This is a genomic window from Paraburkholderia antibiotica (assembly GCF_012927125.1).
In the GTDB taxonomy this organism is placed as follows: domain Bacteria; phylum Pseudomonadota; class Gammaproteobacteria; order Burkholderiales; family Burkholderiaceae; genus Paraburkholderia; species Paraburkholderia antibiotica.
Window position 1 is genome coordinate 178510 of the sequence record NZ_JABBFZ010000008.1, and the last position, 20776, is coordinate 199285.

Sequence of the window (20776 nt, forward strand, 5' to 3'; positions counted from 1 at the left end):
CCGCACGCCTTTCGGGTGTCCTTGTCCTCATCCTGACCCGGGGGATCCGTCCGGCTTGCAGCCGGAGAACCTCGCTCATTCGTCATTCAATCCCATGCAGAATTTCTACGAAGCGACTGTAACGCGTCAACCTTACCCCCAATTGACCGGTTCGCTCGACACGCAGGTCTGTATCGTGGGCTGCGGCCTCGCCGGCCTGTGCACGGCGCTGGGACTCGTCGAGCGCGGCGTGCGCGACGTCGTTTTACTCGACAGCGAGCGGGTCGGCTACGGTGCGTCGGGCCGCAATGGCGGCTTCGTATTCGCAGGCTACAGCCTGGACAACGCCGATCTGCTGCGCAGGCTGGGTCGTGACGAAGCGCGCCGATTGTATCGGCTCACCGTCGATGCAGTCGATCTGATCCGGGCGCGCATTGACCGCTACGGAATCGACTGCGACATGATGGACCACGGTGTCATGCTCGCGAACTGGTTCGATGATCCCTCCCGGCTCAAACGACTGCGCACGCTGATGAAGAATGAATTTGACGTCGACTGGGAGCCCGTTTCAACGGACGCATTGCGCATGCGTTTGAAGACGGGTCGATATTTCGGAGGCCTGTTCGAGCCCAATGCATTCCATTTCCATCCGTTAAAGTATCTTCTCGGCGTTGCAGAAATTGCGGCGCGCGACGGCGCGCGTATATTCGAGAAGTCGCCCGTGCTCGGAATTTCTCGCAACGGTGCGGGCTACATCGTACGCACGTCCGAAGGGGTGGTGCATGCGAAGGACGTGGTGTTCGCTGGTGGTGGCTACGCGCGTGGGGTATTGCCAGGCGTCGAGCGCGCGGTACTGCCTATCGCCACCTATGTGATCGCGACGGAACCGCTCGGCGTGCGTCTCACGGATGCGATCGATGCGCCATATGCCATTTACGACACGCGCTTCGCATTCGACTACTATCGGCCGCTGCGGGATACGCGGATTCTGTGGGGCGGACGTATCTCGGTGCTTGACCGCGGGCCCGAGACGATCGCGCGTCTCCTGAAACGCGATCTTACGCGCGTCTATCCGCATCTTGCCGACGTCAAGGTGGATTATGCATGGGGTGGGCTGATGAGTTACGCGCGCCACAAGATGCCGCAGATCGGCCGTGACGCCGACGGTGTGTGGCATGCGATCGCGTTCGGCGGTCACGGGATGGCGCCGACCACGGTCGCGGGAGAGTTGCTCGCCGCGGCGCTGGCCGAAAGCACTCCGGTACCCCAGGGTTTCTCCGCTTTCGGCCTTACCCGCACGTTTGGGCTGGCTGGCCTCGCCGCAGCGCAGCTTTCGTACGCGGTGTATCAGGCGCGAGACGCACTTGCGGAACATCGTCGCTGAGTATCTCCGACGGTCCAGGCCAACGGACGAGCCGCAACACCAGCGGGCTTGCGCCGATGCATCCGACGACGCAGAGGGGATGCAAATATAGTGCATCAAAGGAAAGGGCGCGGTGTCGACGCTGTCCCTGTCAGGATTTTTGTAGTCCGTACTCCATCTTCACTTCGGCCAGTTTCCTCCGGCTTCTCGCGGGTTCAGCTTCGATCTTTGTCGACGGCTTCGATAGTGTTCCGCACGCTGCAGCCTGCCATCGTTTTCAATGGTATCGACGGCCGACGCGTCAATTCCGATACGCCGAAATCCGAGTGCCTCTCCACGGAATTCCTTCGTGTAGACGGCTTTGGCGATTCGGTGCATGTATACCTTCATTCCTGAGTTTCACCGAATGTCCGCTTCCACGAGTGGCCGTCGGCCCCAAATTCCATTGGTTACCGAGCCCGAGTCTTAAGACTTTAGTTGAATTTACTTTTCAACGCTGATTAGTAACACTCGCACTCAAGCACACCGGTTCACTTCATTCGATGAAGCGTCCCCGTCGGCTGCGGCAAGATAGCCTGGCCAGGTATTCGGCGACCTTCTCGTCGAGGCGACTTTACCCGGGCTGCCGTTGTCGGGAATAAAGCAGCATGAGTACGGAATGAACCAAACGGGCAGCAACGACCTCTTTCATACCAGTGGCAGACGTCCTCATGGATACCCAGCGCTGTGAACCATCACCTCATCACTTACGTTGGACAGGTGATGCGATAAAGATGGCAATGAAGGAATTAAGTACTTGCTGGACACTTCCGCATGCGAACGCTGCAGGTCGGTTTCGGCTGTTGAACCGGCAATTGCGAACGCTATATCAAATCGTCCCCGTTTCCGCAGCTTCCAACTGCCTGTCGGCGCTATGGCTACTCTTCGCTCTCTGGCGGGTTCTCCCACCGCATGGAACGATAGTGTGGGGCGCTGGCTTTTTTGGGGTCCAGCTTGGCTGGGCAGCTCATGCATTGCTAAAACTGAACCGGTACCGGGACTCACCGGCCGTGCATTACACCAGGTTGGATCTTTGGGTTTGCGGCGGCTGGTGGATTTGTATTTCCGGATTGGTCGGTCTGGCTGTTTTCGCCGTGGGCCCTTATCTGTCCGTGGAGAGTCAACGCATGTTGGTGGTGTCGTTCGTTCCGGGCTTCATTGCCGCGGGCGCCATGGTCAGCATGACTGTACCGATCCTGTCGGTCATCTGGCTGGGCGTGCTTATTCCTGCCAGTTGCGCGGCGGTGTTGCACGTGGAGTTTCTCAATCAGCGCATGACACTCGCACTCCTGGTTCTGTATGCAGGAGTGCTGCTTTGCGCATCTTTATCCATTTCGCGGATGTTTATCGGGCGATTCTGTGCCGAGCTGGCAGCGGAGCACGAAAAACAGATTGTCGGCTTACTACTCCGGGACTTTGAAGCGAACGCTAGCGACTGGCTTTGGGAAACCGATTGGCAAGGACACATTACACGCGCAGGACCACGCGTCGCCGAGGAGCTTGGACTCGGTACGATCGATATCAGCGGTCGCCTTTTGCCTTCCCTGTTTGCACAGACCCGGCTTTTGTCGGTGCCGTCGGATCATCACGTTGGTGCGGATGCTCTGCGCACATTCCTTCAGCAAGGCGTGGCTTTTACTGGGCTGGTGGTGGAGGCGCGGGTTGACGGAGAACTTCGAAGCTGGCAAATCGCCGCCAAGCCTTTATGCGGACCTGACGGCAGGAATTGTGGTTGGCGAGGGGTCGGCAGTGCCGTCTCGGATGCACGGGCACGCGAACTCGACAGCGTGAACCGCGAGCGATATCTGCATCACCTTGCGACGCATGACGCTTTGACCGGCTTGCCGAACAGACGTGCCTTTTTCGAGCGACTCGAAGCGCTGACACATCGGACTTCGCGAACGGCTTATGAATCGCGCGCGGTACTCATTATCGATCTTGACAACTTCAAGTCCGCCAACGATGCGCTGGGACACAGTGTCGGAGACACGGTGCTTAAACGGGTCGCGGCCCGACTGGCCGCAACGATGACGCCATACGATTTCCTCGCTCGCCTTGGTGGTGATGAATTTGCCGCGTTGATAGAAGTACCGACGGAGCAACCTGTCGAATTCCTTCAGGTACGGGCGCAACAATTGATCGAATCTCTTCGCGAACCGGAGGTCATCAGTCATTTTCGTATCGACGTCCGTGGCAGTATCGGCGCAGTGGTGGATAAGCTCGCGCTGATGACGCCTGGCGAAGTGATGCGCAGGGCGGATATTGCCCTTTACGAAGCGAAAGGTGAAGGTCGTGATCTATACGTGATCTACACCGACCGGATGGGTGAGAAGGCGAAAGGACGTTTGTCGATGGTGAGCGATCTGGCTGGCGCTATCGAGGGTAACGAGCTGTCGATGGTCTATCAATGCATCGTGGACGTCTCGACGCTCCGCGTTATTGGATGCGAAGCATTGATGCGCTGGCATCATCCACGATATGGCGCCATATCGCCGAATGATTTTATTCCTGTGGCCGAAGAGTCTGGCCTGATCGTGCAAATGGGGTTGTGGGCACTCGAGCAGGCCTGCTTCACGGCAGCACACTGGCCCAGACATATCCGGATTGCCGTCAACGTGTCAGCGGTCCAGCTAAATCAGCGATCATTTGCTCGGTCCGTGCTGGAATGTCTTGCTCGCGCAGGTTTTGAGCCGGGACGGCTCGAACTGGAAATAACGGAATCGTTGGTTGTCAACGACAATCGGTCTGCTCGTGCAGTGCTGGATGAATTACGATGCGCGGGAGTTCGCATAGCGCTTGACGACTTTGGCACCGGTTATTCGTCGATGGCACAGGTCTGCCAACTACCTATCGACAAACTCAAACTCGACCGTTCGTTCGTTGTCGGGCTGAATGATAGCCGTGCCACTGCTTCACGTTCGGTTATCTCGTCGATAATACATCTCGGGGCGGAAATGAATCTATCGATGACCGCCGAGGGTATCGAAAATGCAACGGAATTCCACGCATTGCGCAAGCTTGGCTGTCAAAGCATGCAAGGGTATCTTTTTGGCAAGCCGACGGATGCATCGCAAATAGAACGGGCCTTGTATGCAGATTATGCGTCACAGCTTCGCTTATCGGGAGTCCTGGCTTGAGCCGGATACGTCGGCGGGGATGGGGCAGGAGTATGGGGCAATAGAAACCGGTGGGCGTCCAGCTCAATGACAACACAGTAGAAAGATCTGCAGGGCGTGTCACGAGCGAGGATTCCAGGCGCAACCGAGGGGCTAGGGACGAAGCGGGGGGGAGGATTCGCATCGAAACGAGACCTTCGGAGGAGTATGAGCGGGGTAATCGGTACTGAAAGCGAAAGACGGCGTATCTGCATGAATTCTCAAACGCAGCGCGGCCGCCCGATGTTGCGACACGTAACGCCATTGGAAAATGCAACTTGCCCCGACCCGCATGCGTGAGTGTTCGCATGGACTACCGCGACCCACTCCACGCCACAATGCGACCCCTTATGTTTTGACCTGGAACGCTAGATAAGGCCGGCTTTTCTTCCGGCAGCCACCGCCTGAGTTCGATTCATCACCTTCAGCGCTTTGAATATCGCGGTAATGTGAGCTTTGACGGTTTTCTCCGACAACTCCAATCCGGCGGCGATTTTCTTATTGGGCTGGCCCTCGCCAATACGTCGAAGCACTTCTATTTGCCGTTGCGTTAGCAACGGGGTGTTCTCGTCCTGTGAAGCAGATCTCACGAATCTTTCGGACGAACCGTTGCCAAGAACGAGTTTCGGCACATAGAGATCACCGTGCAAGACGAGTTCAATGGCTGAGAGGAGTACCTGCCGGCTTGACGATTTGGGCACGTAACCTAACGCGCCACGAGCGAACGCTTCACGTACGTCGCGTGGATCTTCCGACGAGGACAGCACGATGACAGGCAGTGTCGGGCGAATTTCCGCAAATTGCGTAATCGCATCCAGGCCGACTACGCCGGACAGCATCAGGTCGAGCACAACGATGTCGATATCTGCATGTGCATGGATAAGTTCGAATGCTTCGGCGGCGCTGCCGCTCTGCAGAATGGCGATGTCAACGCCGTCTCGTTGCAGTAGCGCGGCAATACCCTCTCGCACAACGGAGTGATCATCGACGATCAATATTTTCATAGTGCTAACCATAATGCGGAAACAATGACGACCGTGGGGGACCGATGGTCCTAGGACTAATCGCCCCGATCTTAGGACGTCTTAAGTCTTCTGTCCAATTTACGTTTGATCCCGGCGATGGCAATCGACGTCGCGATCCAGTCCCAGGGTCCTGTCGCGCTAGCACGGTGAAGCAGTCTTCGAGTTGTCCACGGAGGTCGACGAATCAGGAGGAGGTTGGGTAATGACTGATACGGAGGCGAGGCCTGCATCGAGGAAAAAGGCCATCAAACATGGACCCATGCCGGCTGGACTTCATGTGCTTATGGCAAACCGGCCGACGTCGATCCGTGTTGTGCGGAAAAGCGCCTGAGTAATGTCGTCAGGCGCGCTCATCGTTCGATCGAACGAATCGTCAAGCCGTTAATGGGCGTCAGGAATTTCCGGTGCGCACCTCATTCCGGGTCGTGCCGTCCTGGTCTGGCGTGTCTCCGGCCTGGGGTTGAAGCGCACTGACACCAAGCGCTAATCCTTGGTGCCGTGCAATATCCAGAAGCGTCAGGTCGATGGACTCTTTGATCGTCGATTCCTCGATCTCCATTGCCTCGATCATTTTGAGAACTTCCCAGTGATCATCGCGCAATCTCTCAGCGATCAGGCGTTGTGCCTCGAAGGGGTCAGGGCAGAACACGAATGCCTTTATGCGCACCATCGCGGCAGCGCGAGTGGTCGAGTCGGGATGACCGTGGCTCGGCTGGACATCAAAGGCGAATGCGTAAAGATGACGTTTGAGGGCCGTACCGTTCATGACGACTTCCTTCGTAGAAACGTGAGTGTGGAAAGCAATGGTTCCACGAGATAGCGGTACTTTCATCCTGACCTGCGGGAGAAGTTGGAACCCGGAGCTACGCAAAAGCAGAATTTGAAGGTGAGATGAAGGCGTCTATTGTGCCGCGCACAATTGAATCGGCACGGGTTGAAGGCGGCTCGGCGAAGGTTCGGTCCGTGAGGGAAATGAATGGTCGCATTTCTTCCCGGCGCACGCTAGAGGTAACCTGTTTCGCGCGACCTACTGCTTCGTTTCTGTCACCACCACTGTCGCCACCAATGGAACTCGGCGATTCATATTTGGAACATCGTCCATTGTTGAATCCAGGAATTGAACCAGCGAGATGAACTCCAGGAATCACGAATGAGCCTCGTGTCTTGTCGACTTCGAGGGACGCCGTCCGTGTGTGTACGAGCTTCAACCGCTGCGAAGATCGAAAAACCATGAGCGATTCATTCAGTCCGCTGAAACGGGATCGTATCGCCAACGGCAGATTAAAAAATTCGACATGTTCTCGATTGCGAAAATTTCGCGTATCCAGTTCGACTGTTTGGCTGGTAAACCCTGAGTACCTGAAGTTCTTCCAGCAGTTGCATGACGGCCTGCCTGAAATGACAATTCTTAAAGTTTTCCTCGGTCAGATTCGATACGATTTATTTCAGGATATGCGGGAGCAACAGGAGCAATGACCGTGTGGCAAGGGCGCTGTAATTATGGTCATTGTCATGCATGACGTTTGAGGTTGAGCAGTCAAAGACCGCAGGATATTTGAAAGTATCTGCAATGCGATATGCAATCCCTATGCTGTGGAGCGCGAACCTCGTTTCGAATGCCCATAGGGTGTTCCCGTCGATCTGTCGCCTCAAGATCCAATCACTGTGGAGCGGATCGTCTGGCGATCTTCCACCACGGTTGTGCCGTACGATCCGCTCATGCATTGCGTTGGCGTTGTTTGCGCTGACACTATTCCCTGGAATTTCTTCGCAGGCGCACGCGCAAATACCCAATCTAGTCCGCCTGGATAACAGCAGGTCCATCGTTGATCTATGGCCGGAACTTACCGTCCTTTCGGATCCGGGCGACGAATTTACGATCGATGATGTCCTGGCGAAGCCAGACCGCTTTCAGAACCTCCGCGCACCCTATGCCAACCTCGGGATACATAGAAATGCGATGTGGCTTCGCACCAATATTGCATTGTCAGAAAATGCACCGCTCGATTGGTGGTTGCGTATCGATTTCGCTATCCTGGATGAGATCGATCTGTACGTCGTGGAGCAGGGGCGGGTCGTGCAGCATCTGGCGGTGCGCCAACGGGAGGCATTTGCGAAATGGTCCTTCGCGTTTCACCAGCCGGTCTTTCAGTTGGCACTGCAGCCCGACCGACAATATGAACTGGTGATCCGCGTCCGCAAATACTTCCCTAATGCAATATATATTCCCTTGTCGCTTGTTCGAACCAGTAGTCTGATCAAGGCAGAAGCATCGGCGCAGTTCTGGCGAAGTCTGATGCTGGGTGTCGGTATATGTTTTGTCGTCTATGCGCTCTTTATCGCGGCACTCAAACGCGATCCACTTTGCATCTGGTTTGCACTGTTTGCAGCCTGTAGCACGCTTTACGCAGCTGCCTATTACGGGTTGGCAAACGCGTACTTGTGGCCGAATTCGCATCTCTTCCTGCCTGATCTCGTCGCGCGCTATTGCATGCTGCTTCGCGTAGTCAGTTGTTTTCTCTTTGTGGACGGCGTTCTCGAACTGCGTGAACAAAGTCCGCGAATCAGTCTGGTACTGAGATCGCTTGCCGGATTTTTTGCATTGCTGATTGTCCTTTTCGCTACCGGGCTTGCTAGCAATATGCTGGTTGCCGGGGCGTTCTCGGTGATCGGCACGCTCCCACTACTGCTTCTCGTACCATTTGTCGTGCGTCGCTTTCGGGATGGCGATGCGCTGTGGGACTGGGCAATCGTTGGTGCTGCATGCTATGCGGCCGGGATGTCGGTCGCTACGACAATGACGTATGGCTACTTGCCGTGGAGCCAGTTGGCAGAAGGTGTGGAGCATCTTGGGGCCTTACTGCTTATGACGACCTGGATCGTGGTGATGAGCATACGGACTCACCGCAGGCAACGGGCTGCCGAGGTCGCCGCGGAGCGCGAACGAGAGATCGTGGCCCAACTGGCGATCGACCTGAGGCATCAAAAGGAGATCGCTGAGAAGGCGAGCCTCTCCAAATCGCGGTTTCTCGCGGCAGCGAGCCACGATCTGCGTCAGCCTGTTCATGCCCTGAGTCTGTTTGTCGGCGCACTTCGTGGCGTGCCGATGAACACAAAAGGACAGCGCCTGCTGGATCAAATCGAAGCTTCCACAGATGCAATGGACAGACTTTTCGCCGCGCTGCTCGACATTTCCAAACTTGATGCTGGCGGCGTGGAGATCCGGCGACAGCCGTTCGCGATCGATGCCGTGCTAATTCGCGTCTGCGATGATTTCGCAGACGAGGCGACTGCCAAGGGTTTAAGGCTCTCGTACGTGTGTTGCCGCGCCATTGTCGATTCCGATCCGATACTTGTCGAACGCATCGCACGCAACCTGATCTCCAATGCCGTGCGCTACACCGATACCGGCAGGATTCTCATAGGGTGTCGGCGCCGTGGGGCATTCGTCTCCCTGCAGGTGTGGGATACCGGACGAGGCATTTCACCCGATCAGCAGGAGCTCGTATTCCAGGAATACCACCAGGTCGGCAATCCCGAGCGGGATCGGGAAAAAGGGCTCGGGCTTGGCCTTGCGATTGTCCGGCGTACCGTCGACTTGCTTGAATGCCGGTTGAAACTGCGCTCCGAACTCGGCAGAGGGTCCTGTTTCGAGGTTTTTCTTCCGCTGGCCGATAGCGCCGTGACTCCGTTGAATTCACCCGATGGGGATGTGCGCGCGATGCTCACGACGGGTCTGGTGGTCGTCGTGGACGATGAGCGGGCAATTCGCGCCGGCATGTCTGCCTTACTGATCGACTGGGGTTATGAGGTGCTGGCGGTGGGTTCGGTTGATGAAGCAATTCAACGCCTCGCCGGTTATACGGGGACACCGAGTTTTTTGATTTGCGATCTGCGTCTGCGCGGTGGTGAAAACGGCATCGACGCGATTGAAAAGCTCCGCACCGAATACAACGAAAGCATCCCCGCGATCCTCATTACCGGCGACACTGCGGGCTGTGGCCTGGCTGAGGCGCAGACCCGCGAACTGCTGGTGCTGTATAAGCCCGTGTCCAATGGAAAATTGCGAGCGGCGATGGCCAGACTCGCTGCGGACCAATCCGTACAGCAGAAATCCGCGACTAAAGCCTAGATCCGATTCTCCGTTTCGATGAATAGATGCGCGGATGGACCTGTCTCATCTGTTATTCATAAATTGGAGCAGGTTTTTTCAGGTGTTGATTCGCCAACGTGTGGATTTGACGAAAACCGGATCGTGCATAAACGATGGATGCATGGGAAGGTGTCTGGAATTTCGCAAAACGCGTTGAATTGAAAGGGGCGCGGATTTAATAAGGATCCTGGTAAATTAAATGGAAGTTATTTCATATTTTCTGATTGTGAAATTTTGTCAGAAATGCGAAATTTATTTCGCTGGGAAAGCATGCTGATTTATAGTCTGAATTGGGTTGTTGACAATTTTTAAAAAATAAGCTGATCTATGCAGCCATTTATCTGGAAGAGGAAGTACGAATTGCGTGCCGGACTCACCATTGAAGAGTCTGAATTTGTCAGCTTGCATCCATTTTCAATTTCACTGCAATTTTTTGGTCTGATCTCAGTCATATTGGCGCGTGTGCTGGCGCCGGCCGGTGCTGTTTTCGATGATGTGACGACCTGCGAAGGAATAGCCGGAATTATAGTCGGATTATGTATTTCCGTTGTGGCGAGGCGGCTCGAGACTCTCCTGATTGGCGGAACGATTGCAATGTCGTTTATTGCCTTCAGTTTCCGGCTGGACGCTGAATCGTTCAGGGAGCCTGTGTTCTGGATACTGTCGATCGGTTCTCTTATTGCCTTGGGTGCTGCCCCCGTTTACGAGAAATTGCACCACTATATGATCTCGATTGTGTTGGTGTGGCTCATATTGTGCAATGGATTGAATCAGAGAATATATAATGATTCGTATAGAAGCTGGATTCTGACGGTAATTTTCAATTCCATACTCCTTGGGTCGGTTATAAATTTCTTCATGACTTTTCTGAGGGTGATGTATTGGAGATCAAGGAATGAATTATATGATATGGCATTCAAGGATTCGCTGACGGGGATAGGGAATCGGCGTGAATTCCTGGAAAAAATAGAGGCTTTGCGCGCGAACGGCAGCGAGCATATATATTTTCTGATGATCGATGTGGATGATTTCAAGCGCATCAACGATACGTGCGGACATGCGGTGGGCGATGCCGTTCTGAAACAGATCGCATCAACAATCAAAGCGTGTGCGGGTGAGCTTCCGCACGGGCGACTGGGTGGAGAAGAGTTTGGGATTGCATTCGAAGGAACTTGCGAGGAATTGTCGAACTTCGCCAGGAATTTTCTCAGGTCGCTCGAGAATAGTGTGATGGCCGGCACGAAAGTCAGGGCCAGCATCGGTATTGCAAGATATGAACAGGACTTGACGTTGTCGCAGTGCATGAGCCGCGCAGATCACGCGCTTTATGCAGCAAAAAAAGCAGGAAAAAACAGATTCGCTTTTTACTCCGATTTGAATCCGCCGGAATTCAAGGACCAAAGCGGTCATTCGGTGCACTGAAGACGTGGTGCATGACACCAACGCAGTGGGAGCAGGAGGGCGCACCGGGTACGAAGTGGCGCATGCTGCTTTTTCTTCGCCAATACCCAGTGCTTCTCGCCTTGGCATGGCGCGCTGCCCTTAGCCAGTCGCAGCATGTTATTCAATCGTCTGTCGGCCGTCGGCGAACGGGAATACCGTGACGTATGTGACAGCAGGACATGGTTGCCGTAGGCCCGGGCCAGCCAGACGCGAACGAGTTGTCACCCACGGCGACACTGCCGGGGCCGAAAGCAACTGAGTAGTTCCCCCCTGCCTGCGCGGAACTTCCCACCGAGGTAGCACCCTCGCCAGTTGCGATCGCACCGCTGCCTATGGCGGTGGGCGTGTCGCCGGTCGCTGTCGCCTGAAATCCAAAGGCGGCAGAATAGGCGCCGGTCGCATTGGACTCTGCACCCACCGCAGTGTTTCCGGTGTTGCCTGGATTCCCAATGTCGGCCGAGCCTTGAGCGACAGGATAAAAACTTGAGCCTTCCCCGATGGCAACCTGAGCTTGGGCCGACCCAGCGATGCCCGCGCCTGCCACTAGCGCAACGACGGCAATCGCCTTTGCAACAGCCGTCTTGTTCGGCTTGCCCCGTGCCGACGAAATTTTCGATGTGGCGACCCAGGCGCCGAGTGCTTCATTCCAGACAGAGTGATATGTGCGATTCATAACAGATAGCCCCCATAAGATACGCAATATGCAAAGTTATTCCGCTAATCGGATTCGCTTTGTGATCACGCATGAAATTAATTCGATGGGCGCAGTCATATTTGAATGACTAGTTGTCGATTCGTAAAGAATAAAAAATTAAATTTCCAGAATATTCAATCTTTGTTATTTCGTGATTGAGTGTAAAAATCACGTAAAAATGTATTTGTCGGCCATCTGAACCCGCGCAGAGCGCGACGGGATTAAACGGTGGCGCGCTCGAGGTGCGAGCGCATAACAGCGCCGGCGCACTACGCCGACACGTGGCGGTTGACCGGTACACTGCGGGTTCGCATGAAGTTGAAAAATCGGTAGTCCTTTCTAGTCTAGAATAGTCGGAAAGAGTAGACGGCTTGTCCGGGGAATGACGCGGACAGGCGAGGAGAGCGCTGTGAGGATTGCACTATTAGAAGACGATCCGGTTCAGGCTGAGTCTGTATCGGAGACCCTGGTCGCCGCGGGCCATCATTGTCATCATTTCGAGAGAGGAGCCGCGCTTGTTCGCGCCCTGCGGCGCGACACCTTCGATCTGCTGATCCTCGACTGGCAGATTCCCGACATGACGGGCGAGGAGGTGCTGCGCTGGGCCAAACAGGGCGAGGCGGCCCGACTACCTGTCATCTTCCTGACCTCGTACGGTCGCGAGGAGGACATTACCTCGATTCTGAACGCCGGTGCGGACGACTATCTCGTCAAACCCGTTGCCTCGCGCGTGCTGCTCGCCCGTGTTACTGCACTGTTGCGTCGTACGTACGCGATCAACGTGAATGTGACGAAAGCCGTCTTTGGCGAAATCGAATTCCATGTGAGTGCCGGGCAGGTTTTCAGGAGCGGTGTGGAGGTGAAGCTGACCCAGCGTGAATTTGCGCTCGCGCTGTTGCTGTTCCAGAATCTCGGTCGGCCGCTGTCGCGGGCGCATATTGCCGAGCGGGTATGGAAGCAGCCGCCTGATGCCCTCTCGCGGACGATGGACACGCACGTCTCCGTGTTGCGCCAGAAGCTGGGGCTGCGTCCGGATAATGGCTATCGTCTTGCGCCGGTGTACGCCTATGGATATCGCCTTGAAGGGTTATCCGGAGAGTCGCCCGCGCCCGGAGAGCAAAGCGGGGAACCTGAACCGCCAGGCGGGGCTGCCCGGTAATGGGGGCGAGCGCATGGAATGGTGCCGGCTCGCGTAAATGACGGTGACACGCTTTCCACGCACCGCTTCGACTACTGTTTCAGAAGAACAGCACGACGCAGCCCGAAAAGAGCAGGAAGACTTCAAATGCCGTCGAATAATCCGCAAGGCTTTGTCCTATAGCCGGGCATGGGAGTCGTACGCGGAGCTGCTTGTTTGATCGGCCGTTTGCTGGTTCGACCAACTGCGCGATGACTTTCAGGTCGTGCGCTGTCCTCCGGCAATCACGCGCTCCAGCGACAGCTTCAAATGCCGCAGCATCGCCGCCTGCGCCTGGATCGCGTCGTGCGCTTCCAGCGCTTCGAGAATCACTCGATGTTCATCGGGCACCGCGCCCCACGTGGTTTCGTTTTCGAAGTGACCGCGCAGCTTCTCGGACAGCGGGCTCTGCCGCGCATCGAATAGCGAGCTGACGGTACGCACCAGCACTTCGTTGCCGGACATCTGTGCGATCGCGAGATGGAATGCGCGGTCGGCCGCGACCGGAATCCTGCCGGCTTCGACCTCGCGTTCCATCTCGTTGTATATGGCGCGCAGCGCCTTCAGATCCTTCGGCTTGCACAGCGGCGCGACGCTCGCCACGATCGCGCCTTCGATCACGCAGCGCGCGCCCATGATGTCGAGCAGGCTGTCGCCGAGTTCGGCTTGCGATAGCGCCGCGCCGTTTTGCGCGGGCGGCGTCGCGCACAGATAGACGCCGGAGCCCATGCGGATCTCGACCAACCCTTCCAGTTCGAGCGCGACCAGCGCTTCGCGCACCGACGGCCGCGATACGCCGAGCGTCTCGGCTAGCGCACGCTCGGGCGGCAGGCGTCCATGCGGCGCGAAATCCGGCTGGGCGATCAGATCGCGCAGTTTTTCCGCGATCTGAAGATAGAGACGGCGAGTGTCGGCAGGTTTGACGGTCACGAAACGTTTTCCGGCGATGAAGCTTCGGTAAGTCCGATAAGGTGAGCGCCGATTGTAAATCGAAGCGTTCGCAGGGCAAACCGGAGCCGCGAGAGGATCTCGGGGTTTCCCCGCCTTGGGGTAAATTGGCTTGACCAGTATTCCACATACCTTTATTTTCGCAAATTGGTAAGGCCAAATTGCAGGATCGGACGGGTGCATCCGAGATGCCATCCGACGGTAGCCTGGCGGCGCGTTTCCTTTCACCGATCTCCGAATCTCTTCATGAAGACAGTCATTTGCGAACAGCCGGGCCAGCTCGCGCTCACCGAGCGCCCGATTCCGGAAGCCGGTCCCGACGACGTGCTGATCCGCATCCGCCGGGTTGGCATCTGCGGCACCGACTTTCACATCTACACCGGCAGTCAGCCGTATCTGTCGTATCCGCGCGTGATGGGGCATGAACTGGCCGGCATCGTCGAAGCGGCACCGGCCGGCGCGAGCGTCAAGGCAGGCGACCAGGTGTACGTGATGCCGTATCTGTCGTGCGGGCGCTGCGTCGCGTGTCGTGCGGGCAAGGGCAACTGCTGCGTGAATATCCGCGTACTCGGCGTGCATGCCGACGGTGGCATGACCGAATATCTCGCCGTACCGCAGGCGTTCGTCTTCAAAGCCGACGGCGTCACGCTCGACGAGGCCGCGATGCTCGAATTCCTCGCGATCGGCGCGCATGCGGTCGCGCGCGCGGACGTGCAGGCCGCGCAGCGCGTGCTGGTGGTCGGTGCCGGACCGATCGGCATGGCAGTGACGATCTTCGCAAAGCTGCGCGGCGCCGAAGTCTGCGTGCTCGATGGCCGCGCGGATCGGCTGGCGGTATGCGTCAGTGCGTTGCAGGCGGATCACACGGTCCAGCTCGATACGAGCGAGGCCGCGACCGACGCCGTCGCACTTGCCGCACTGACAGACCACGAATTCTTCGACGCGGTGTTCGACGCGACCGGCAGCGTGAAGGCGATGGAGCGCGGACTGCAGTTCGTCGCGCACGGCGGCAAGTATGTGCTGGTGTCGATCGTCAGCGAGCGTATTTCGTTTGCCGATCCCGAGTTTCACAAGCGCGAAACGACGCTGCTCGCGAGCCGCAACGCGACCGTCGCCGATTTCGAAACGGTGCTCGCCGCCATGCGCGCGAAGCGAATCCCGACGGCCGCGCTGAATACGCACGTGGTCGAACTCGGCAATCTGCCGGCCGAATTCCCGCGACTGCTGAAACCGGAGGCCGGCGTGATCAAGGCGCTGGTCGCGTGCTGACGAGGAGCCAGGAACGATGGGCAACCCGATTCTTCAATTCGGCACGAGCCGCTTCCTGCAGGCGCACGCGGATCTGTTCGTGTCGGAAGCGCTCGATGCGGGCCGCGCGCTGGGACAGGTCACGGTCGTGCAGACCACCTCCAATCCCGAGAGCCTCGCGAGGATCGACGCCTTGCGTGCGCGTGGCGAATACGAGGTGCGCATCCGTGGCGTGCGCCATGCAGCGGTGATCGATACGACCACGCGCTGCCACGCGATCGACGAAGCGTTGAACGCGAATACCGAATGGCCGACGGTGATCGAGCGTTTCGCGCACGATGCGCGGGTCGTGATCTCGAACACCGGCGATCGCGGCTACGAGCGTTTCGTCGACGATACCGCCGAGCTGTTGCGCCCCGGCCATCGCGCCAGCGTGCCGCGCGGCTTCGTCGCGAAGCTCGCGGTGCTGCTGCACGCGCGCTTCGACGCGAGCGCCGCGCCGCTGACGCTGCTGCCTTGCGAACTGGTATCGCACAACGGCGACACGCTGCGCGGACTCGTCGCGGATCTCGCGCGCGAGTGGGGGGCCGCGCCCGACTTTATCCGCTATATCGAGCACGGCTGCATCTGGGTGAATTCGCTGGTGGACCGCATCGTGTCCGAGCCGATCCGTCCGATCGGCGCGTATGCGGAGCCGTACGCGCTGTGGGCGATCGAGCGGCGCGCCGGCATGGTGCTGCCGTGCGAGCACGAAGCGATGATCGTCACCGACGATCTGCCGCACTACGAGCGCCTGAAGCTGTTGCTGCTCAATCTCGGTCACACGTGGCTCGCCGAACGCTGGAGCGTGGATGCGCGCGCGCCGCAGGAAAACACGCTGCAGGCGATGCGCGATCCGGCGCTGCGCGCGGATCTCGAATCGCTGTGGCGCGACGAGGTGCTGCCCGTGTTCGATGCGCTCGGCCAGGGCGACGACGCGCGCGCGTATCTCGACGAGGTGCGCGAGCGCTTCGAAAACCCCTTCCTCGATCACCGTCTCGCCGACATCGCGCGCAATCACGCGCAGAAGAAGCAGCGGCGTTTCAGGCCCGTCATCGAGCTTGCGCGCGAACTGGGCGTGCGGATCGGGCAGCCGCGTCTACATGCGGCGCTCGCGTCGTCGCCGGAAAGCGCGGGCTGACCTCATACGCGGCAAGCACCAGAACAACGAGAGAGAACGACAACGATCGCCTCGCAACGACGAGGCGCGCCGTCGCCGATGAATGGCGACGCAGACGCAGACGGACATACCGGAATACCTAACTGCCAGTTCAGGAGGAGACAGTTTCATGAAGAAGATGCGTTGGGTCGTGATTTTTCTATGCTTTCTCGCGATCGCGGTGAACTACGTCGATCGCGCGAATCTCGCGGTCGCCGCGCCGCAAATCGAAAAGGCGCTTGGCATCGGGCCGGCCGAGATGGGCTTCATCCTCAGCGGCTTTTTCTGGACCTATGCGCTGATGCAGATGCCGTTCGGCTGGTTCGTCGATCGCGTCGGCGCGCGGATCGCATTGCCGCTCGCGGTCGGCTGGTGGTCGCTGTTTACCGCCGCGACCGCGGTGACGACCAGCGTCGCGGGCATGTTCGGCTGCCGGCTGCTGCTCGGCGTCGGCGAGGCGGGCGCGTATCCGTCGTGTACCAAGCTCGTCAGCCAATGGTTCAAACCGCAGGAACGCGCGATCGCGACCAGCATCTTCGACAGCGGTTCGCGAGTCGGCTCCGCGCTCTCGATTCCGGTCGTTGCGCTGATTATCGGCACGCTCGGCTGGCAAGCGGCCTTTATCCTGACCGGCCTGCTCGGCGCGGTGTGGATCGTCGGCTGGCTCGTGATTTACCGCCATCCGACCGAGGACGCTATGGGCGGCGCGCAGGACGCCGCATCGGTGGCGAACGCACACGCGCAAACCGATGGCGAGAAAGTCACGTGGGCGTCGCTGTTTCGTCATCGCACGCTGTGGGGCATGATGCTCGGCTTCTTTTGCCTGAACTTCGTGATCTATTTCTTCATCACGTGGTTTCCGAGCTATCTCGTGCAGACGCGCGGCTTCTCGCTGAAATCGCTCGGCACGCTCGGCATGATTCCGGCGCTGATCGCGATTCCGGGCGGCTGGCTCGGCGGCTATGTGTCCGACGCGCTGTTCCGGCGCGGCTGGAGCCTCACGGCCGCGCGCAAGACCTGCATGGTCGGCGGCATGCTGCTGTCGTCGGTGATCACGCTGTCGGCGTTCACGGAGAACGTGTATCTGATGCTCGCCTTCTTCGGCATCGCGTACGGCAGCCTGGCGTTCGCGGCGGCGAGCATCTGGTCGTTGCCCTGCGACGTCGCGCCGACGCCGCGCCACGTTGCGTCGATCGGCGGCATCCAGAACTTCGCGTCGAACCTGGCCGGGATCGTGATCACGACCTTCACTGGCATGATGGTCGCGATGACCAAGGGCTCGTTCACGATTCCGCTCGTTGTGGCGGGCGGCTTCTGCTTTCTCGGCGCGTTCAGCTATCTGGTGATCGTGGGCCGCATCGAGCCGCTGTCGATCGAACCGGCGAGCCGCGACGTGCCCAAAGGCGCACGTCCCACGGTTTGACGCAGGCCGCTGCCGCGCATCCGGCGGCGAGGGTTTTTTTCAGGTCTTTGATTCATTCTGCTTCGAGGTTCTCATGTCGACTCAAGCTGGCATCGCGTCCGCGATCATCCGCCTGCATCCCGGCGACGACGTCATCATCGCCACACGACAGCTGTTGCCGGGCACGCGCATCGACGCGGAACGCCTGGTGGTGACCGGACTGATTCCGCCAGGCCACAAGATCGCGACGCGCGACCTCTCGAAGGGCGAGCCGGTCAAGCGCTACAACCAGATCATCGGCGTGGCGCGCGAGGCGATTGCGCGCGGCCAGCACGTGCACGTGCATAACCTCGGCATGTCCGAGTTCGCGCGCGAGCACGTGTTCGGCGCCGATGCGCAGCCGACCGTCTACGTCGACGACCCCGCTCATTTCATGGGCATTCGCCGCGCTGACGGACGGGTCGCGACGCGCAATTACATCGGTATCCTGACCAGTGTGAACTGCTCGGCGACGGTCGCGCGCGCGATTGCCGATCACTTCCGGCGCGATGTGCACGCCGATGCGCTCGCCGACTATCCGAACGTCGATGGCGTGATCGCGTTGACGCATGGCCTCGGCTGCGGCATCGACATGCAGGGCGAGGGGATCGGCATCCTGCGCCGCACGCTCGCCGGCTACGCGGTGCATCCGAACTTCGCGTCGGTGTTGTTCGTCGGGCTCGGCTGCGAGACGAACCAGATCGACGGCGTGCTCGAAGCGGGCGGGCTCGGCAATAGCGAGCTGAAGCTGCGCAGCTTCACGATCCAGGACAGCGGCGGCACGCGCAAGACGATCGAGCGCGGCATCGCGATGGTGCGGGAGATGCTCGCCGATGCGAACCGCGTGCAGCGTGTGCCGGTGCCGGCGTCGCATCTGTGCGTCGGTTTGCAGTGCGGCGGCTCGGATGGCTACTCCGGCATCTCCGCCAATCCCGCGCTCGGCGCCGCAGTCGACCGGCTGGTGCGGCACGGCGGCACCGCGATCCTGTCGGAGACGCCGGAGATCTACGGCGCCGAGCATCTGCTGACGCGCCGCGCGGCGAGCCCCGCCGTCGGCGAGAAACTGCTCGCGCGGATCGCGTGGTGGCAGGACTACTGCGCGCGCAACGGCGGCGCGATGGACAACAATCCGTCGGCGGGCAACAAGGCTGGCGGACTCACGACGATCCTGGAAAAATCGCTCGGCGCGGTCGCGAAAGGCGGCACGACCAATCTGGTCGACGTCTACGAATACGCGCAGCCGATCGCCGCGAAGGGCTTCGTGTTCATGGACTCGCCGGGCTACGACCCGGTGTCGGCGACGGGGCAGGTGGCGTCGGGCGCGAATCTGATCTGCTTCACGACCGGGCGCGGCTCCGCGTATGGCTGCGCGCCGTCGCCGTCGCTGAAGCTCGCGACCAATACCGCGCTGTGGGAGCGCCAGGAGGAGGATATCGACATCAATTGCGGCGGCGTGATCGACGGCAGCGCGAGCATCGATGAACTCGGCGAAGCGATCTTCCGGATGATGCTCGATTGCGCGTCCGGCACGCGCACGAAAAGCGAACTGCACGGCTACGGGCAAAGCGAATTCGTGCCGTGGCAGGTCGGCGTGGTGACCTGAACCGCTGCCTTGTGCCGTTCACCTGAAACCCATGCCCAGGAGGGTCGAATTGAAACGCCGCCTTTATGCGGGCCGCGACGTGAAGCGCGCGCACAGCATCGACGATCTGCGCGCGATGGCGCGCCGGCGTCTGCCGAATTTCTGTTTCGAGTATGTGGAGGGCGGCGCCGAGGACGAGGCGACGCTGCGCCGCAATCGCGACGTGTTTCGCGAGATCGCGTTTTTGCCGCGCACGCTGGTGAACGTCGAGAAGCGCAACCAGAGCGTGACGCTATTCGGCGGCCGCAGCGCGGCGCCGTTCATGATCGGCCCGACCGGCTATAGCGGGCTGATGTTTCGCGAAGGCGACGTCAAGCTCGCCAGCGCGGCGGCGGCGGCCGGGATTCCGTTCGTGCTGAGCAACGTGTCGACGGTCGCGTTGGAAGACGTGGTGCGGCGCGCGGGCGGCCGGGTGTGGATGCAGGTCTACATGTACCGCACGCGCGAATTTCTCGCGAAACTCGCGCAGCGCGCGGCGGCCGCCGGCATCGAGGCGCTGGTCGTGACGACCGACAGCGCGGTGTTCGGCAAACGCGAATGGGATCTGCGCAACTACATCGCGCCGTTGCAGCTCGACTGGCGCAACCGGTTCGACGTGCTGCGGCATCCGCGCTGGATGGCCAACGTGCTGTGGCCGAACGGGATGCCGCGCTTCGCGAATCTCGGCGATCTGCTGCCGCCGGGGCAGGACAGCGTGAAGGGCGCGACGATCACGCTCGGTCAGCAACTGGACCCGTCGCTGTCGTGGGACGATATCAAATGGCTGCGCGATCTGTGGCCGCACCGGCTGATCGTCAAGGGCGTGCTCGGCGCGCCGGATGCGTTGCAGGCGGTGCGCGCAGGTGTCGACGGCATCGTGCTGTCGAACCACGGCGGGCGGCAGCTCGACAGCGCGGTTTCGGCGATGGACGTGTTGCCCGAAGTCGTCGGGCAGGTCGGCGGCAAACTTGCCGTGATGCTCGACGGCGGATTCCGGCGCGGCTCGGACATTCTGAAGGCGGTCGCGCTCGGCGCCGATGCGGTGCTGCTCGGACGCGCGACCACCTACGGTTTGAGCGCGGGCGGACAGGCGGGCGTCGAGCGCGCGATCGAGATTCTGAAAACGGAAATCGATCGCGCGCTCGGCTTGCTCGGTTGCAGCGAGATTGCCGGGCTCGATCGCAGTTACCTGCGTTGGCTCGGGCAGGCGCCGCCGCCCACGCTCACCCCGCCAATACAGAGAGAAACCGCACGCGAGCCGGCTTTGCTCGCGTGACCAACAGGAGACATCC

General features: G+C 59.3%; 15 protein-coding genes. 11 read left to right on the plus strand and 4 right to left on the minus strand.

What is annotated here, in order from left to right:
- Positions 1–94 precede the first annotated feature (94 nt).
- Both HHL14_RS15900 and HHL14_RS15905 read left to right on the plus strand, forming a co-directional pair.
- Positions 95–1363: an NAD(P)/FAD-dependent oxidoreductase gene (locus HHL14_RS15900; RefSeq protein ID WP_169498634.1), complete on the plus strand. Its 1269-nt coding sequence runs from the start codon at positions 95–97 to the stop codon at positions 1361–1363.
- A gap of 689 nt (positions 1364–2052) precedes the next feature.
- The gene (locus tag HHL14_RS15905) at positions 2053–4518 is read left to right on the plus strand and encodes a putative bifunctional diguanylate cyclase/phosphodiesterase (protein ID WP_169498566.1); all 2466 of its coding nucleotides are present in this window, start codon (positions 2053–2055) and stop codon (positions 4516–4518) included.
- Between the two features lie 386 nt (positions 4519–4904).
- Here the strand turns inward: HHL14_RS15905 and HHL14_RS15910 are convergent, their stop codons facing one another.
- Positions 4905–5540 (minus strand): response regulator, encoded by a 636-nt coding sequence (locus tag HHL14_RS15910; RefSeq protein WP_169498567.1) that lies wholly within the window; start codon positions 5538–5540, stop codon positions 4905–4907.
- Between the two features lie 412 nt (positions 5541–5952).
- Positions 5953–6327, minus strand: a complete 375-nt coding sequence (locus HHL14_RS15915; protein WP_169498568.1) for a hypothetical protein — start codon at positions 6325–6327, stop codon at positions 5953–5955.
- Positions 6328–6791: 464 nt separating this feature from the next.
- Between HHL14_RS15915 and HHL14_RS15920 the strand changes: the two genes are divergently transcribed.
- The 3 genes from HHL14_RS15920 (at position 6792) to HHL14_RS15930 (ending at position 11136) form a co-directional block, all read left to right on the plus strand.
- Positions 6792–7037, plus strand: a complete 246-nt coding sequence (locus tag HHL14_RS15920; protein WP_169498569.1) for a hypothetical protein — start codon at positions 6792–6794, stop codon at positions 7035–7037.
- Positions 7038–7077: 40 nt separating this feature from the next.
- The gene (locus HHL14_RS15925) at positions 7078–9693 is read left to right on the plus strand and encodes a hybrid sensor histidine kinase/response regulator (protein WP_169498570.1); all 2616 of its coding nucleotides are present in this window, start codon (positions 7078–7080) and stop codon (positions 9691–9693) included.
- A 348-nt stretch (positions 9694–10041) separates the two neighbouring features.
- Positions 10042–11136 carry a GGDEF domain-containing protein gene (locus HHL14_RS15930; RefSeq protein WP_169498571.1) on the plus strand — a complete coding sequence of 365 codons (1095 nt, stop codon included), beginning with the start codon at positions 10042–10044 and terminating at the stop codon, positions 11134–11136.
- Between the two features lie 142 nt (positions 11137–11278).
- Here the strand turns inward: HHL14_RS15930 and HHL14_RS33970 are convergent, their stop codons facing one another.
- Positions 11279–11830, minus strand: coding sequence for an ESPR-type extended signal peptide-containing protein (locus tag HHL14_RS33970; RefSeq protein WP_169498572.1), 552 nt, complete (start codon positions 11828–11830; stop codon positions 11279–11281).
- 430 nt (positions 11831–12260) lie between these two features.
- On the opposite strand from HHL14_RS33970, the gene HHL14_RS15940 reads away from it, so the two are divergent.
- Positions 12261–13010 carry a response regulator transcription factor gene (locus HHL14_RS15940; protein WP_169498573.1) on the plus strand — a complete coding sequence of 250 codons (750 nt, stop codon included), beginning with the start codon at positions 12261–12263 and terminating at the stop codon, positions 13008–13010.
- Between the two features lie 237 nt (positions 13011–13247).
- Here the strand turns inward: HHL14_RS15940 and HHL14_RS15945 are convergent, their stop codons facing one another.
- Positions 13248–13958 carry a FadR/GntR family transcriptional regulator gene (locus tag HHL14_RS15945; protein WP_169498574.1) on the minus strand — a complete coding sequence of 237 codons (711 nt, stop codon included), beginning with the start codon at positions 13956–13958 and terminating at the stop codon, positions 13248–13250.
- 264 nt (positions 13959–14222) lie between these two features.
- Between HHL14_RS15945 and HHL14_RS15950 the strand changes: the two genes are divergently transcribed.
- The 5 genes from HHL14_RS15950 to HHL14_RS15970 all read left to right on the plus strand — a co-directional run bounded on the left by HHL14_RS15950 (position 14223) and on the right by HHL14_RS15970 (position 20760).
- Positions 14223–15245 (plus strand): zinc-binding alcohol dehydrogenase family protein, encoded by a 1023-nt coding sequence (locus HHL14_RS15950; RefSeq protein WP_169498575.1) that lies wholly within the window; start codon positions 14223–14225, stop codon positions 15243–15245.
- Positions 15246–15261: 16 nt separating this feature from the next.
- A complete protein-coding gene (locus HHL14_RS15955; protein ID WP_169498576.1) occupies positions 15262–16404 on the plus strand; it encodes a mannitol dehydrogenase family protein in 1143 nt (380 codons plus the stop codon).
- Between the two features lie 148 nt (positions 16405–16552).
- A complete protein-coding gene (locus tag HHL14_RS15960) occupies positions 16553–17845 on the plus strand; it encodes an MFS transporter (RefSeq protein ID WP_169498577.1) in 1293 nt (430 codons plus the stop codon).
- Positions 17846–17918: 73 nt separating this feature from the next.
- Positions 17919–19466, plus strand: a complete 1548-nt coding sequence (locus tag HHL14_RS15965; protein WP_169498578.1) for a UxaA family hydrolase — start codon at positions 17919–17921, stop codon at positions 19464–19466.
- 49 nt (positions 19467–19515) lie between these two features.
- Positions 19516–20760: an alpha-hydroxy acid oxidase gene (locus tag HHL14_RS15970; RefSeq protein WP_230413058.1), complete on the plus strand. Its 1245-nt coding sequence runs from the start codon at positions 19516–19518 to the stop codon at positions 20758–20760.
- Positions 20761–20776: the final 16 nt, after the last annotated feature.

What these genes read in the sequence shown, in the direction of transcription:
- HHL14_RS15900 (WP_169498634.1), top strand. Translation starts at nt 95, where the DNA reads ATGCAGAATTTCTACGAAGCGACTGTAACGCGTCAACCTTACCCCCAA.
- HHL14_RS15910 (WP_169498567.1), bottom strand. Translation starts at nt 5,540, where the DNA reads ATGAAAATATTGATCGTCGATGATCACTCCGTTGTGCGAGAGGGTATT.
- HHL14_RS15965 (WP_169498578.1), top strand. Translation starts at nt 17,919, where the DNA reads ATGTCGACTCAAGCTGGCATCGCGTCCGCGATCATCCGCCTGCATCCC.
- HHL14_RS15930 (WP_169498571.1), top strand. Translation starts at nt 10,042, where the DNA reads ATGCAGCCATTTATCTGGAAGAGGAAGTACGAATTGCGTGCCGGACTC.
- HHL14_RS15955 (WP_169498576.1), top strand. Translation starts at nt 15,262, where the DNA reads ATGGGCAACCCGATTCTTCAATTCGGCACGAGCCGCTTCCTGCAGGCG.
- HHL14_RS15950 (WP_169498575.1), top strand. Translation starts at nt 14,223, where the DNA reads ATGAAGACAGTCATTTGCGAACAGCCGGGCCAGCTCGCGCTCACCGAG.
- HHL14_RS15960 (WP_169498577.1), top strand. Translation starts at nt 16,553, where the DNA reads ATGAAGAAGATGCGTTGGGTCGTGATTTTTCTATGCTTTCTCGCGATC.
- HHL14_RS15920 (WP_169498569.1), top strand. Translation starts at nt 6,792, where the DNA reads ATGAGCGATTCATTCAGTCCGCTGAAACGGGATCGTATCGCCAACGGC.
- HHL14_RS33970 (WP_169498572.1), bottom strand. Translation starts at nt 11,830, where the DNA reads ATGAATCGCACATATCACTCTGTCTGGAATGAAGCACTCGGCGCCTGG.
- HHL14_RS15905 (WP_169498566.1), top strand. Translation starts at nt 2,053, where the DNA reads ATGGATACCCAGCGCTGTGAACCATCACCTCATCACTTACGTTGGACA.
- HHL14_RS15925 (WP_169498570.1), top strand. Translation starts at nt 7,078, where the DNA reads ATGACGTTTGAGGTTGAGCAGTCAAAGACCGCAGGATATTTGAAAGTA.
- HHL14_RS15915 (WP_169498568.1), bottom strand. Translation starts at nt 6,327, where the DNA reads ATGAACGGTACGGCCCTCAAACGTCATCTTTACGCATTCGCCTTTGAT.